Raw genomic sequence first — 14,135 nt, forward strand, 5'->3', positions numbered from 1 at the left:
CGGGTGGGGGGGGGGGGTGTTGGGGGCCGGGCTCGCGTGGTGGGGGCGGTGGTGCGCAAAAACGGGGGGGCCGGGCATACGCCCCCGCGGCCCGGCCACTCGTGCCGTCCGTGACACCCCCGTCCCCACGGGGCTGGGCCGCGCTTCCCCCGTCCCGGGCCGCTCTCCCGGGACCGGGGCGCCGTTCAGCGCCCCAGCAGCACGGCCACGGACGACGCCTGAGTCATGACGGCTTCCCAGCCGCCGAAGACCACACTGAGCAGGACCGCGAGCGGCAGCGCCATGGCGACCGCGACCAGTGGATGGCGGGTGCCCGAAGGGCGGCGGACGCCGGGCGGGACGACGCGTTCGCGCCACCGCGCCCGGAGCGCCGTGCGCCCTCGTGGGTCCGTCATCCCGGCTCCTGTCGTGTGGTGGCGGCGGGCGTGGAACCTCGGGGGGACGAGTACGGCGCCCGCCGCTCGGGCTCCACACTAGGCATCCGGCCGGAGCCGGGCGTCAGCCCGTCGTACCGGTGAACGGCCTCCAGGAGGAGGAGGGCGGGCCGGGCGCATACTCCGCTGGTTGCAGAACGGGCCCGGGGGTACCCCTGAGGCGTAGGCCGCTCCGGGGCAGCGGGGCGGGCGAGTTGTCCGGGCCGGGGCAGCCGAGTGCATCCCGGTCGCGTGCGGACAGATGCCCCAACGGGTGACTTCTCTCACTCCCCGAGCGGTGCGTGCCGCCCGACGGGGCCCGGGTGCGGCCCCGGTTCCGCCCGGTCCACCGCGACTTGGCAGTGAGGGCGCCACTCGCGGCCATGCGCCCGGACCACCGTGCGGAGGGGTCGTGGCGGGTCAATATGCCTGCTGGGGAGGGGGATTGGACCCCAGGAGCGGGCAAGGGCGGGCGGCTGGCCGGAAAACGACCCGGGATGAGGGCCCGTTATCGGCCACGCGCGACGCCCGCTGCGGGCTCATGCGCGGCCTCTCAGCGCGCCGGGCCGTCAATCCGTAAGCTGTGCCACGTCAGACGGTTGGCAGCGGAGTGGGTCTTGCCCACCGCAGGTAGGGGACGGACATGGCGATGATGCGGCTCCGGCGCGAGGACCCGCGTGTCGTCGGGACGTTCCGGCTGCACCGGCGGCTCGGTGCGGGCGGGATGGGCGTCGTCTACCTCGGCTCGGACAAGCGCGGGCAGCGGGTGGCGCTGAAGGTGATCCGCCCGGATCTCGCGGAGGACCAGGAGTTCCGTTCGCGGTTCGCGCGGGAGGTGTCGGCTGCCCGGCGGATCCGCGGCGGCTGCACGGCGCGGCTGGTCGCCGCCGATCTCGACGCGGACCGCCCGTGGTTCGCCACCCAGTACGTACCGGGCCCGTCGCTGCACGACAAGGTGAACGAGGAGGGGCCGCTCGACCCCGCGCAGGTCGCGTCGATCGGGGCGGCGCTGTCCGAGGGGCTGCTGGCCGTCCACGACGCGGGAGTGGTCCACCGCGATCTCAAGCCGTCCAACATCCTGCTGTCCCCCAAAGGACCGCGGATCATCGACTTCGGCATCGCCTGGGCGACCGGCGCCAGCACCCTCACGCATGTCGGGACCGCCGTCGGCTCCCCCGGTTTCCTCGCGCCCGAGCAGGTGCGGGGCGCCGCGGTGGCCCCGGCGACGGACATCTTCGCACTGGGCGCCACCCTCGCGTACGCCTGCACCGCCGACTCCCCCTTCGGGCAGGGCAGTTCAGAGGTGATGCTCTACCGCGTGGTGCACGAGGAGGCGCAGCTCGCCGGGGTGCCGGACGCGCTGGCGCCACTGCTCGCGGCCTGTCTGGCGAAGGATCCGGCGGACCGGCCCAGCACGCTGTCGCTGTCGCTGCGGCTGAAGGAGATCGCCGCCCGTGAGGCGCACGGTCTGTCGGGCGCCCCCCAGGACGGTGCGCTCGGCGGTGCGGCGGCCGGTCCCGCCCGGGCCGACCGGCGTCCCGGCGAGCGGCCCACCGGGCGGCGCGCCGATGCCTACGCGCGTCAACGCACCGAGCGGGGCACGGCCGGGACGCCCGAGCCGCGCCCGTCGGCCGGCGGCACGCCCCGGGCCCCGCAACGTGAGGCGGGGGCACGCGGCGCCGGGCCCGCCTCGTCGGCGGGCCGTCGGCAGACCGGTGGGCGGCCCGCGGGGCGGATTCCCGCCGCCCGTCCCGGTGGGGGCCGTAAGACGCCGCGTACCTCGCCGCGTCCGACCTCGGGCGGCCGTCGGCCGGGGCCCGACCGGCGGCTGATGCGGCAGCGGATCCTGGTGTTCGTCACGGTGACGCTGCTGGTGGCGCTGGGGATCGCGACGGCGCAAGGCTGCCAGGGACCGACCCGCGGGCTGGGCGGTGAACGGTCCGTACCGGCCGGGCACAGCGCCGTGGAGGCACCGCAGGGGCAGTCCGCCGACGGCGGCGATGCCGACCGGTCGGCCGGCGGCGTGGAGAGCTGAGCCGCGCCCCGCCGAACCACAGCCGTACGCCCGGGGTCAGGCTCCGGACGTACGGCTGACGGTTTTTCAGGCGGTGAGGCGGCCCGTCGTGACGACGGTGAAGGCGACGGCCGCGGCGGCGCGGACGTCGAGGGAGTCCACGGTTCAGGGCCCGGTCGTACGCCGGGCCCGCACTGCCATGGCGGCCAGGTCGTAGAGCTCGTCCAGGTCGTACGCGGCGCGCTGCGGGCTGCCGTAGCGGGTGATCTTCCCCCGGCTCGCCCATTTGCGGATGGTCGCCGGGGAGACCCCCAACGCCAGAGCGGCCAGTTCGGTCGGCACCATGCGCCGCCCCCCGCCGGCGGCGCTCACCCTTGCCTCCCCGAAACCGCCGGGCGCCGGCGGAGGGCCAGTAGCAGCCAGTCCTCAGGAGGCGGGGCATGGCCGCTGTCGCAGACCACCTCCGAAGGCGCCGCCTGGAGCGGGCTCTGGGACACCGGGGTCCGCGCAGCTGGCGCAGCGAGACGCGCCCCACCGCGCGACACACCGGCTGAGGAACGGGCTTGACTTGAACCCCACTTCAAGTCTGATCGTTTGACCATTCCGCGAAACGGGGCCTGCCCCCACGCACAAGGAGACCCATGTCCACCACGCCACTGCGCCTTGCCCTGATCAACAGCAGCGTCCGGGAGGGCCGTTTCGGCCCGACCGTCGCCAACTGGATCACCTCGCTCGCCAAGGAGCGCGACGACCTGCGGGTCGATCTGATCGACCTCGCCGACCACACGCTGCCGTACGAGCTGTCCGCCAACCCCGGCGAGGAGGTGGTCCAGACCCTGTCGAAGGTGTCGCCGCGGCTGGCCGACGCGGATGTCTTCATCGTGGTGACCCCGGAGTACAACCACAGTTTCCCCGCCTCGCTCAAGAGCCTGATCGACTGGCACCGCACGGAGTGGGGCGCCAAGCCGGTCGGCTTCGTCTCCTACGGCGGTCTGGCCGGCGGTCTGCGCTCGGTGGAGCAACTGCGCACCGTCTTCGCCGAGTTGCACGCGGTGACCGTCCGGGACGTGGTCAGCTTCCACAACTGCTGGGGGCAGTTCGACGAGACCGGCGCGCTGAAGGACCCGGCCGCCGCGACCGCCGCCGCCGCGACCCTCTTCGACCAGCTCGTCTGGTGGGGCCTCGCCCTGCGCGAGGCCCGCGAGAAGCGGCCGTACAGCAGCTGACCTGGGATGCCGGGCCCACAGCACAGGTGCGGCCGCCCCTGGGTCCTGTCTTCACACCTCCGCATGCCTCCCGGCAGGGGCGTGAAGACAGGGCCTAGAACTGGAGCCCTCCGGCGCCCGGCCCCACTTCCCCGAGAACGTCACAGGGGTTCACGAGGGCACACTTCTCCAGCGAGAGGCAGCCGCAGCCGATGCAGTCGGTGAGCTTGCTCTGCAGCCGCAGCAGCAGGTCGATGCGGCGGGCGAGTTCGGAGCGCCACCGCTCGGAGACCTGGACCCAGTCCTCCTCGGTGGGGGTGCGGCCCTCAGGGAGGAGGCACAGGGCCTCCCGGATGTCGGCGAGGGGGATCCCGACGCGCTGCGAGGCGCGGATGAAGGCGACACGGCGGAGTGTGTCGCGGGCGTAGCGCCGCTGATTACCGCTGGTGCGGCGGCTGTGTATCAGTCCCTCGCGGTCGTAGTAGCGCAACGTGGAGGCAGGCACACCGCTACGGTCCGACACCTCTCCGACCGTCAACTCCTTCGCCAGCGCCACCGAGTTCGACATGCCCTCACCTTAAGGGGTGTCGTCCTCTTGGCCCGGTGGCGCTCCCCGCGGACCCGGACGTCCGCCGGATCACGCTGGACGGCGCGGGTATCCCCCTGTCCGCACTGCTGGCCGAACCGCGCCACGGTTCGGCGACGTACCCCATGTCCTGGTCCAGGCGCGCGTCGAAGGGGGCTTCCTCGACACCGTGGAACTCGGCCCCACGGTCCAGTGCACCCCCGCCGCCCACGCGCATCTGCCCGCCGAGGACCGGCCACCGTTCCTGGACGACGTGCTGAACGCGCACGCCTCCTTCCCCTCGCGCATCAGCTACGAGGCCGTGCACTCGGAGGAGGGCGGCCGGTTCCGCAACGCGGAGAGCCGCCATCTCCTCGTCGAGGCCGACGAGGCAACGGCGCCCCTCGTCCCGCCCGCCGGGTTCCGTTGGGTCACTCCGGGACAGCTCACCTCTCTGGTCCGGCACAACCACTACGTGAACGTCCAGGCCCGGACCCTGCTCGCCTGCCTCAACGCGACCGGCACACGGGCCTGACAACGGAAGGCCACGAGCCGGTGAGGGCGAGCGGAGGACGCTCACCCTCACCGGCTGCGCTCCTGAAGGCGGACGTCGGCGTGCGTACGTTCCGGGCCGCCTCCACCGACGGGGGCAACGTAGGTGTGGCTAGCGCCTCGTCGCGTAGAAGGCCACTGCGGAGGCCGCGGCGACGTTGAGGGAATCCACTCCGGCGGCCATCGGGATCCGGACCCATTCGTCGGCCGCGCGGAGAGCCTCGATCGACAGGCCGTCACCTTCGGTGCCGAGCATGAGCGCCAGCTTCTCGTACCGGCGGGCGGCGAGTTCGTCCATCGTGATCGACTTCTCGTCGAGGCACAAGGAAGCCGTCACGAAGCCGTCCTGACGGAAGAGCTCGATGTCCTCCGGCCAAGAGGTCAGCCGGGTCCAGGGAACGTGGAAGACAGCGCCCATCGACACCTTCACCGCCCGCCGGTACAGAGGGTCGGCACAGCGTGGGGTGAGGAAGACGGCGTCCACGCCCAGAGCCGCCGCGTTGCGGAAGGCGGCACCCAGGTTCGCGTGATCGACGATGTCCTCGAAGATGGCGACGCGCTGACCTGCACTCTTCTGGGGACCCGAAGGCGATGTCGCGCCGATGCCGGTGTGGTCGTCGTTGACCGTCTCCATGACGGCGATGCGGCGGGCCGTGGCGAGCAGCGACGCGGGGTCCGGGAGCGGTGTGCGCTGCATGGAGGCGAGGGCACCGCGGTGGACGTGGTAGCCGGTGACCCGCTCGGCGAGGTCGGGGGTGACCGCGTAGACCGGCGCCGGGACCTCGTCGATGACGTCGCGCATGACGTCGACCCACTTGGCCGAGAGCAGCATCGAGCGCATCTCGTAACCGGCGTGCCGGGCGCGGCGGATGACCTTCTCGCCCTCGGCGATGAACAGGCCCTCGGCGGGCTCCCGGCGGCGCCGGAGCTCGACGTCGGTGAGGCCGGTGTAGTCGCGCAGCCGGGGGTCGTCGGGGTCGTCGACGGTGATGATTTCTGCCACGGGGAGATAGTGCCTTGTCGGTGTCGGGGTGCCAATGCCGGGTGCGGGACGGCTACTTTCCGGGGGTGACGGCGACGACGTCACCGATGACGAGGACCGCCGGGGGCCGTACGCCCTCGGCGCGGACGGTCTCGCCGAGGGTGGCGAGGGTGGCGTCGACGCGACGCTGGGCGGCCGTGGTGCCCTCCTGGACGACCGCGGCGGGGGTGTCGCCGGAGCGGCCGTGGGCCATGAGCGTGGCGGCGATGGCGGCGCTGTTGCCCACGCCCATCAGGACGACGAGGGTGCCGCGCAGCCGGGCGAGGGCCGCCCAGTCGACGAGGGAGCGCTCGTCGTCGGGGGCGACATGGCCGCTGACGACGGTGAACTCGTGGGCGACGCCGCGGTGGGTGACGGGGATACCGGCGGCGCCGGGCACCGAGATGGTGCTGGAGATGCCGGGGACGACGGTGCAGGGGATCCCGGCCTCGGCGAGCGCCTGGACCTCCTCCATGCCGCGGCCGAAGACGAAGGGATCGCCGCCCTTGAGCCGGACCACGGCCTTACCGGCCCTGGCGTGGTCGATGAGGGCCTGGTTGATGGCCTCCTGCGCCATGAACCGGCCGTAGGGGATCTTCGCCGCGTCGATGATCTCGACGTGCGGGGGGAGTTCGGCGAGGAGGTCGCGGGGGCCGAGGCGGTCGGCGATGACCACATCGGCCTCGGCGAGCAGGCGGCGGCCCCGCACGGTGATCAGGTCCGGATCGCCCGGGCCGCCGCCGACGAGGGCGACGCCCTTGGTGCGGGCGCGGTGGTGGGGCGCGGCGAGGGAGCCGTCGCGCAGGCCCTCGACGACGGCGTCGCGGACGGCGGCGGAGCGGCGGGGGTCGCGGCCGGTGAGGACGGCGACGGTGACGCCTTCGCTGTGGCCGGTGGCCGGCGTCCAGGCGGTGGCTGCCTCGGCGTCGTCGGAGCGGACGGCCCAGACGCGGCGCTCCTCGGCCTCCTGGGAGGCGGCGGCGTTGGCTTCGGCGTCGTCGGTGGAGATCAGCGCGTACCAGGCGCCCGCGAGGTCGCCGGGGCGGTAGCGGCGGCGCTCCCAGCGGAGTTCGCCGGTGTCGGCCATCGCCTCGACGGAGGGGGTGGCGGACGGGGAGACGAGCAGGACGTCGGCCCCGGCGGCGAGGAGGGCGGGGAGCCGGCGCTGGGCGACCTGACCGGCGCCGAGGACGACGACGCGGCGGCCCGACAGGCGCAGGCCGACGGGGTAGGCGGCGTGTTCGGCGGCGTGCTCGGCCATGGGTGCGGCTCCTTGTGCGGGTGGGGCGGCTCCGGAGGACGCAGCCGCTGCGGCGGTGGAACGGCTGGGAGGCATCTCTGGGACGCCGCCGGGTCCGGCCCCGGCGCGGGTGGCGGCCCGGCTCCCAGCCTATAGGGGAGGTGGTGCCGGTCTTCGGGGGCCTGTGACGCACGGTGCGACGTCTCGCGGCGGTGCCACCGGGGGCCGGCCCCCGGTCCGAGGAGTGGCCTTGCGGGACACCGCGGCCGCCCCCCGAGAGAACAGGAAGGGTTCCTGAAGGCTCGGGCCCGGCGTCCCGCCGGCAGGCGGGGCGCCGGGCCCGTGGGCGGGTGGCCCGGGTCAGTCCTTCTCGGTCACGCCCGCGGTGTCGAAGGTGGCGACCTCGTTCATGGCGCGGGCGGCGCTCTGCACCAGCGGCAGGGCGAGCAGGGCGCCGGTGCCCTCGCCGAGCCGCAGATCGAGGTCGACCAGCGGACGCAGGCCGAGCTTGGTCAGGGCGGCGACATGGCCCGGTTCGGCGCTGCGGTGCCCGGCGATGCAGGCGGCCAGCGCCTCGGGGGCGATGGCGCGGGCGACGAGGGCGGCGGCTCCGGCGCTGACGCCGTCCAGGATCACCGGCGTCCGCAGGGACGCGCCGCCGAGGATCAGGCCGACGAGGGCGGCGTGCTCCAGACCGCCGACCGCGGCGAGGACACCGATGGGGTCTGCCGGGTCGGGGCGGTGCAGCTCCAGGGCGCGGCGCACCACGTCGACCTTGCGGGCGTGCGTCTCGTCGTTGATGCCGGTGCCCCGGCCGGTGATCTCGGCGGGGTCGGCGCCGGTGTAAACGCTGACGAGGGCGGCCGACGCGGTGGTGTTGGCGATGCCCATCTCGCCGGTGAGCAGCGCCTTGTTACCGGCCGCGACGAGGTCCCGGGCGGTCTCGATACCCGCCTCGATCGCCTTGAGCACGTCCTCCTGGGACATGGCGGGCCCGGCCGTGAAGTCGTCCGTACCGGCGCGGACCTTACGGGGCAGCAGGCCCGGTGCGGCGGGGAGTTCGACGGCGACACCGACGTCGACGACGCAGACCTCGGCGCCGACCTGGGTGGCGAAGGCGTTGCAGACCGCGCCGCCGCTCAGGAAGTTGGCGACCATCTGGCCGGTGACCTCCTGGGGCCAGGGGGTCACGCCCTGGGCGTGCACGCCGTGGTCGCCCGCGAAGATCGCGACGGCGGCGGGCTCGGGGATCGGCGGCGGGCACTTGCGGGAGAGGCCGCACAGCTGCGCGGAGATGATCTCCAGCATGCCCAGCGCCCCGGCGGGCTTCGTCATCCGCTTCTGCCGCTCCCACGCCTCGCCGAGTGCCTTGGCGTCGAGCGGGCGGATGCCGTGCAGGGTCTCCCGGAGCAGGTCGTGCGGGTCCTCGCCGGGCAGGGCACGGCGGCCGTAGGTCTCCTCGTGGACGACCCAGGACAGCGGGCGCCGCTCGGCCCATCCGGCCTGCATCAGCTCCGGCTCCTCGGGGAACTCGTCGACATAGCCGATGCAGAGGTAGGCGACGACCTCCAGGTGCTCGGGCAGGCCGAGTTCGGTGACCATCTGCCGCTCGTCGAAGAAGCTGACCCAGCCGACGCCGAGGCCCTCGGCGCGGGCGGCGAGCCAGAGGTTCTCGACGGCGAGCGCGGCGGAGTACGGCGCCATCTGCGGCTGGGTGTGACGGCCGAGGGTGTGACGGCCGCCGCGGGTGGGGTCGGCGGTGACGACGATGTTCACCGGCGTGTCGAGGATGGCCTCGATCTTCAGCTCACGGAACTGCTTGGCCCGGCCCTTGGGCAGCGATGCGGCGTACGCCTTCCGCTGGCCGGTGGCGAGCTGGTGCATCCGCTCGCGGGTCTCTCCGGAGCGGATCACGACGAAGTCCCACGGCTGCGAGTGCCCGACGCTGGGCGCGGTGTGCGCCGCTTCCAGGACGCGCAGCAGCAGATCGTTGGGGATCGGGTCGGGGCGGAAGCCGTTACGGATGTCGCGGCGTTCGCGCATGACGCGGTGGACGGCGGCGCGTTCGGAATCGTCGTAACCGGCGGCCGGGGGATGGGTGGGGGCCACGGGGGTGTTCTCGGTCTGCTCGATGGCGGGGGTGGCTCCGTCCGGTTCGGCGGGCGCGGTGGCCTCGGCGGCGGGCGCTTCGGGGGAAGCGGGCTCCGGGTGCGCCGGGCCTTCGGTGACGGCGTCGGCCGGTGCGGTTGCGTCGGTGGCCTCGGCGGGCTGCGGCTGTTCCGGAGTGACCGGGGCCGCCTCCGGGTGGGCTTGGCCCTGCGGGACGCCCTGGGGCGCTTCGGAGGCGCCGGGCCCGGTGCCGTCCTGCGGGTGCGGGACGGTTTCGGGGGCGGCCGGGGGCACGGTCTGCGGCCAGCCCGCGATGGGGGTACCGGCGGCCGGGGTGGCGGTGGCGGGCAGCGGGGCGGGGACCGGGCCGCCGGGCACGACCGTGGGGGCGGCCTGCGGGGCGGCGGGCGCCTCGGCGGCGGGTTCGGCCTGCGGGGCGGTTGCCTCGGGGGCGGCCTGCGGGACGGCAGCGGGCTCGGCGTCGGCCGGGGGCTCGGTGGGCTGCGTCCGCTCGGCGGTGTCCGGGCCGTTCGGCTGCGGGGCGGGGGCCGGCGCGGAGTCGTCGGCCGGTGCCGACGGCTGCTGGGGCGCCTGCTGCTGGGGCTGCTCCTGGGCCGCCTGGTCGTGGCCGGGCTGCTCCGCAGGGGGCTCGGCCTGCGCGCCGGCCTGGGGCGCGGCGGCCTCGGGGTGCGGCTCGGCGGCGGGGACGTCGGACGGCTGCTGGGCGGCGGCCGGGTCCGCTGCTGCCGCGTCGGCGACGGGGGTGACCTGCGCGGCGGCGGCCTCGGCCGCCTGAGCCTGGACCTCGGATTCGGGGGCCTGGGCCCCGGCTTCGGGGGCGGGGCTGGCCTGGGCGTCCGCGTCGGGAACGGGAACCTGGGCGGCTGCCTCGGCGTCAGCTTCGGGAGCGGCAGCCTGAGCGGTGGCCTGAGCGGCAGCCTCGGCACCGGCGGCGGGCGCGGGCTGTGCGGGCGCCACACCCTCGGCGGTCTCGGCAACCTCGGCAACGGGGGCCTGCCCGGCCGCGGGCTGCGACTGCGCCTCGGACTGTACGGCGACGGGCCGGGGCTGCGGCTGCGCTTCGGGCTGCTCCGCGCCCGCCTCGGCGGGCTGGGCCACGCCTTCCTCGGTCACGACGTCTCCGGCCTCGGCAGCGCGGGCCTCGGCGGGCTCGTCCGCAGCCGCCTCGGGAGCCTCCTCCGAGCCCTCCGGCGCGGCAGGCTGCCCGGCGGACCCCTGCGCGGCGACGACCGGAACGGCCCCGTCCGCACCATCGGCACCGGGAGCCTCGGCACCGGTCGGTGCGTCGGCCTGCGGAACGTCGACGGCGGGGGCAGCCGCGTTCGGGACGTCCACGCCAGGCGCATCGGCGGCGCTCGCCTCGTCCACCTCGGCGGCCTGCTGCTCCGCCTCGGGGGTGGCCGCATCCGCCTCCGGCTGCGCCACCGCGGCGTCGACGGCCTCGGCGGCGTTCTCGGCAGCGGCAGCCTCAGGAGCAGCGGCGTCCTGCGGGGCAACGGCATCGGCCGAGGCGTCCGCCCGGGCCACGCCCTCGGGCCCGGCGGCCTGCTGCGGCACGGAACCCTCCGCCTCGGCGACAGCCTCCACGGCCTGACCGGACGCCTCCGGGTGCACCTCGGCCGGAACGGCCTCCGGGGCCTGCGCGGCGGGGACATCGTCCGGGTTCCGGGCCGCGGGGACGTCGTCCGGGTTCTGGGCCGCAGCCTGCACAGCCTCGGCAGAAAGCGGCCCGGCCGGGGGCTGCGGGGCCGGGGCGGCGCCCGGCTGCTGCGGCTCGGCCACCGGCGCCACCGGAACGGCAGCCGCCTGCGCGGACGCCTCACCCCACGGCATCACCTGCGGCGGGATCTCACCGAGCTGAGGACCGGGCAGCTGCGCGGCACCAGGCGCGCCGTACGCAACCGGGGCGACGGGCGCGGCCGGGGCGGCGGGCGCGGCCGGGTCCTGCGCCTGCGGACCGGCCTCCGCACCGGGCACCTGCGAGCCGGTCTCGGCAGCAGGCGCCTGCGGTGCGGGCATCTCGCCCGGCGCCTGCGGCCCGCCCCCGGCCTGCGGAACATCTGTTGCGGGAACATCCGCCGCCGGAACATCAAGGTATTCGGGACCGTCGGTGGGCGGCCCCGGCTGCCGTACCGGCATCGGCTGGGGCGTGGTCGCCGGACCGCGGTCGGCCAGGGAGCGGACCACGCCGCCGGTGGCGTCCGGCACGGGCGGGCCCATGTGCAGCGGGCGCCGGGCGGGCGCGGGCCGGTCCTGCGGGGCGGGGGCGGCCGGGCGGGCCCTGCGGTCCGGCTGCTCGGTCCAGGCGCCCTGGGCGGCCGGCATCAGCAGCAGATCGTCGTCATCGACCACGACACCGGACGGCTCGGGGTGGCCGTACGCGTCCGCCTGCGCGGTGCCCGGCTGTTCGGCAGCTCCGGGTGCGGCAGGGGAGGCGGTGGCCGGCTGCCCGGCCTGCCCGCCTGCGTGCTCCGGCTGTCCCTCGCCCGGGACCTGGCCGGTGTCGGTCATGCGTACCCCTCGCCCATTGATAGTGCTCCTTACCACCGCTCGTGTGCGCGCGTGGCCGAGGGCGCGCCCTCCGCCCGGTGACGGAACGAGCGTGCACCCTCGCGGCACATCCGCCCTCCGAGCGTCGTAGCCGGTTATCCGGGCATCCAGCCAAAACCATGACGTTTACCGGATATTGACGTACGAAGCCGAACGCGGAACGGCGGCGCAACGATCCGCCAGCCTACCCCGCGTCGACGACGGTCCTGGTCACGGGTGAGGAACGCGATATCCGCCCAGCAGGAACACGACGGAGCGCTCCCGCTCGACCCAGGCCGACGTGTCCAGATCGACCGATTGGAGCAGTGCGCACTCGACCTCGTAACCGCCGTCGGCCAGAGCGCGGCCGAGCGCTTCGGCCTCGTCGCGGGTCGAGGCATGGGTGACGATCCGCTCCGGGCGGCGGGCCGCGCAGGCGGCGATGACCGCCACTCCCCCGCCGCCGACGCGGATCACGTCCGGCTCCGGCAGGTCCTCCAGGATCTGCGGGGCGCGGCCGTGCACGACCTGGAGCTGGACGCCGTGGCGGCGGGCGACGGCGGCGGTGCGGCCGCAGGCGTCCGGGTCGGCGTCGACGGCGATGACGGCAGCGCCGAAGCGGGCCGCCTCCACCGCGGCGGCGCCGCTGCCGGAGCCGATGTCCCACACCAGATCGCCCAGGCGGGGCCCGAGCCGGGCGAGTTGGGCGGTGCGCAGCTGCACCGCCTCGCCCTCGCCGAACACCCCGCCGTACGCGCCGGGCGGCAGCCCCCAGCCGCGCGGGCCGCCCGGCTGGCCGACGTCGTGGCCGGCGATCCAGCCGCTGGCGCGCTCCCCGGCGTCGTCGGCGCGCCCGGCGGCGCCGACGACGATGACGACGTTGGGGTCGCGCCAGTCGTGGTCGGCGGCCTTGTCGGAGGTGAGGACGGTGACCCGTTCGCGGTCGGTGCCCAGCGCCTCGCAGATGACGAACGTACGGTGCACGCCGCGCAGCAGCAGGGCGAGTTCGGCGGGGCCCGCGCCGGGGGCCGTGAGGACCGCGACCTTGGGGTGGGCACGGCAGACGTTGACGGCGCGGCGCAGATCGCGGCCGTGGGCGACGACGATCTGGGCGTCATCCCAGGGCATCCCGGCGCGGGCGAACGCCGCGGCGACGGAGGAGACGGCCGGGACGACCTCGACCTCCAGGCCGTACAGGGGCGCGCGCAGGGTGCGGACGACGCCGAAGAAGCCGGGGTCGCCGTCGGCGAGGACGACGGCGGTGCCACGGTGCTGGGCGATGCGGCGGGCGGCGAGCGCAACGCTGCCGAGGCGGATGCGTTCGGCGGCGGGCGGTACCTCGGGGAGGGCGAGATGGTGCGCTGCGCCGGCCACCAGGGTCGCGGCGCCCAGCGCGGAGCGGGCGGCGGCGGTGAGCGGCGAGCCGTCCCATCCGATGACCGTGACCCGGTCGGCCATGCTTCGTCAGTCTCCTGTCGCGGGTGAGGGGCGGGGCCGCGTCGCAGGTCGGTGCGGGCGCGGCACCGCGAGACTACTCCTGACGGGCCCGGACCACGGACCGGGCACGACGGGCGCGCGCCGCGCGGCCGCGGTCCGCGCCCGGCCGCACCGGGGCCGAGGGGCGACCGGAACGGCCCCGGGTGCCCGTCAGTGCGTCAGTGCGTCAGTGCGTCAGTGCGTCAGTCCCCCGGTCCGCCAGTCCCCCGGTCCGTCGGTCCTCCGGTCCGTCAATTCCACCCCGGGTAGACGAAGCCGTTGGCGTCGACCCGCCGGCCGGGCACGTCCAGGTCCTCGGGCAGCAGGCTCCAGACGATGAGGTCGGTGCGGATGTCCGCCCAGCCGCCGTCCTCGGTGCGGGAGCGGGCGAGGAAGGCGTTGCGCAGCACGCCCTCACTGATGCAGCCGATCTTCTGGGCGACCTGCTGGGAGGCGGTGTTCCCGGCCGCGGTGCGCAGCTCCAGGCGCTCGAACTTCTGGTCCCCGAAGAGCCAGCGGGCGACGGCGAGAGTGGCCTCGGAGGCGTAGCCCTCGCCGCGGGCCCAGGGGGCGATGACGTAGGAGACCTCGGAGGAGCGCACCCGCCAGTTGGTGTTGCCGAGCTGGACGACGCCGACCAGGCGCTGGGTGAGGAACTCGGTGACGGCGAGATCGATACCGCGTCCGGCGGTGCGTTCGCCGGGTGCGTACCGGGTGACCCAGTTGCGGGCGCCGTCCTCGGTGTAGGGCTGCGGTATCGCGGTCCAGGCGGCGACCAGCTCGTCGTTCATCATCTCGGTGAGGGCGGGAATGTCGTCCTCGTCCAACGGGCGCAGCACCAACCGGTCCGTGCTGATGGAGATATCCGGAAAGGTGGGGTTCATGCCGCTGCTCCAACGCTGTCGACCGTAGGGCTCCGGGGAGTTACGGGTCGTTTTCGATCACTTGTCGACCATCGTGAGTGCACCAGCATGCAGCATCCCGGCGGGG

At 75.0% G+C, this 14,135-nt stretch carries 10 protein-coding genes and 1 pseudogene; 3 read left to right on the plus strand and 8 right to left on the minus strand.

Going from position 1 to position 14,135, the window contains the following annotated elements:
* Positions 1-185: 185 nt before the first annotated feature.
* Positions 186-395 carry a hypothetical protein gene (locus tag ACFWWQ_RS10470; protein WP_384593266.1) on the minus strand — a complete coding sequence of 70 codons (210 nt, stop codon included), beginning with the start codon at positions 393-395 and terminating at the stop codon, positions 186-188.
* Between the two features lie 661 nt (positions 396-1,056).
* On the opposite strand from ACFWWQ_RS10470, the gene ACFWWQ_RS10475 reads away from it, so the two are divergent.
* A complete protein-coding gene (locus ACFWWQ_RS10475) occupies positions 1,057-2,448 on the plus strand; it encodes a protein kinase (protein ID WP_384593269.1) in 1,392 nt (463 codons plus the stop codon).
* 144 nt (positions 2,449-2,592) lie between these two features.
* Here ACFWWQ_RS10475 and ACFWWQ_RS10480 read toward each other — a convergent pair whose 3' ends face one another.
* Positions 2,593-2,799, minus strand: a complete 207-nt coding sequence (locus ACFWWQ_RS10480) for a hypothetical protein (protein WP_384593272.1) — start codon at positions 2,797-2,799, stop codon at positions 2,593-2,595.
* A gap of 269 nt (positions 2,800-3,068) precedes the next feature.
* On the opposite strand from ACFWWQ_RS10480, the gene ACFWWQ_RS10485 reads away from it, so the two are divergent.
* Entirely contained in the window at positions 3,069-3,653 is a 585-nt protein-coding gene (locus ACFWWQ_RS10485; protein WP_384593275.1) for an NADPH-dependent FMN reductase, read from the plus strand.
* A gap of 94 nt (positions 3,654-3,747) precedes the next feature.
* On the opposite strand, the gene soxR is transcribed toward ACFWWQ_RS10485, so the two are convergent.
* Complete coding sequence (gene soxR / locus ACFWWQ_RS10490; RefSeq protein WP_384593277.1) at positions 3,748-4,200, minus strand: redox-sensitive transcriptional activator SoxR; 453 nt, start codon at positions 4,198-4,200, stop codon at positions 3,748-3,750.
* A gap of 127 nt (positions 4,201-4,327) precedes the next feature.
* On the opposite strand from soxR, the pseudogene ACFWWQ_RS10495 reads away from it, so the two are divergent.
* Positions 4,328-4,732: pseudogene (locus tag ACFWWQ_RS10495) on the plus strand (NDP-hexose 2,3-dehydratase family protein); the annotation flags it as partial.
* A 129-nt stretch (positions 4,733-4,861) separates the two neighbouring features.
* Here the strand turns inward: ACFWWQ_RS10495 and ACFWWQ_RS10500 are convergent.
* From ACFWWQ_RS10500 to ACFWWQ_RS10520, 5 genes are all read right to left on the minus strand, one after another.
* Positions 4,862-5,752 carry a TrmH family RNA methyltransferase gene (locus tag ACFWWQ_RS10500; RefSeq protein WP_384593281.1) on the minus strand — a complete coding sequence of 297 codons (891 nt, stop codon included), beginning with the start codon at positions 5,750-5,752 and terminating at the stop codon, positions 4,862-4,864.
* 52 nt (positions 5,753-5,804) lie between these two features.
* Positions 5,805-7,031 (minus strand): uroporphyrinogen-III C-methyltransferase, encoded by a 1,227-nt coding sequence (cobA, locus tag ACFWWQ_RS10505; protein WP_384593283.1) that lies wholly within the window; start codon positions 7,029-7,031, stop codon positions 5,805-5,807.
* A 339-nt stretch (positions 7,032-7,370) separates the two neighbouring features.
* Complete coding sequence (gene cobT / locus ACFWWQ_RS10510) at positions 7,371-11,651, minus strand: nicotinate-nucleotide--dimethylbenzimidazole phosphoribosyltransferase (protein WP_384593286.1); 4,281 nt, start codon at positions 11,649-11,651, stop codon at positions 7,371-7,373.
* A gap of 249 nt (positions 11,652-11,900) precedes the next feature.
* Positions 11,901-13,127 (minus strand): precorrin-6y C5,15-methyltransferase (decarboxylating) subunit CbiE, encoded by a 1,227-nt coding sequence (gene cbiE, locus ACFWWQ_RS10515; RefSeq protein ID WP_384593289.1) that lies wholly within the window; start codon positions 13,125-13,127, stop codon positions 11,901-11,903.
* A 269-nt stretch (positions 13,128-13,396) separates the two neighbouring features.
* A complete protein-coding gene (locus ACFWWQ_RS10520; RefSeq protein WP_384593293.1) occupies positions 13,397-14,029 on the minus strand; it encodes a GNAT family N-acetyltransferase in 633 nt (210 codons plus the stop codon).
* Positions 14,030-14,135: the final 106 nt, after the last annotated feature.

The sequence above is a fragment of the Streptomyces sp. NPDC059080 genome (assembly GCF_042739975.1).
In the GTDB taxonomy this organism is placed as follows: Bacteria; Actinomycetota; Actinomycetes; order Streptomycetales; family Streptomycetaceae; genus Streptomyces; species Streptomyces benahoarensis.

Excerpts from the sequence above, each read along its gene's own strand:
- ACFWWQ_RS10470 (WP_384593266.1), bottom strand. The coding sequence starts at position 395 with ATGACGGACCCACGAGGGCGCACGGCGCTCCGGGCGCGGTGGCGCGAA.
- ACFWWQ_RS10475 (WP_384593269.1), top strand. The coding sequence starts at position 1,057 with ATGGCGATGATGCGGCTCCGGCGCGAGGACCCGCGTGTCGTCGGGACG.
- ACFWWQ_RS10485 (WP_384593275.1), top strand. The coding sequence starts at position 3,069 with ATGTCCACCACGCCACTGCGCCTTGCCCTGATCAACAGCAGCGTCCGG.
- soxR (WP_384593277.1), bottom strand. The coding sequence starts at position 4,200 with ATGTCGAACTCGGTGGCGCTGGCGAAGGAGTTGACGGTCGGAGAGGTG.
- cobA (WP_384593283.1), bottom strand. The coding sequence starts at position 7,031 with ATGGCCGAGCACGCCGCCGAACACGCCGCCTACCCCGTCGGCCTGCGC.
- cobT (WP_384593286.1), bottom strand. The coding sequence starts at position 11,651 with ATGACCGACACCGGCCAGGTCCCGGGCGAGGGACAGCCGGAGCACGCA.
- cbiE (WP_384593289.1), bottom strand. The coding sequence starts at position 13,127 with ATGGCCGACCGGGTCACGGTCATCGGATGGGACGGCTCGCCGCTCACC.
- ACFWWQ_RS10520 (WP_384593293.1), bottom strand. The coding sequence starts at position 14,029 with ATGAACCCCACCTTTCCGGATATCTCCATCAGCACGGACCGGTTGGTG.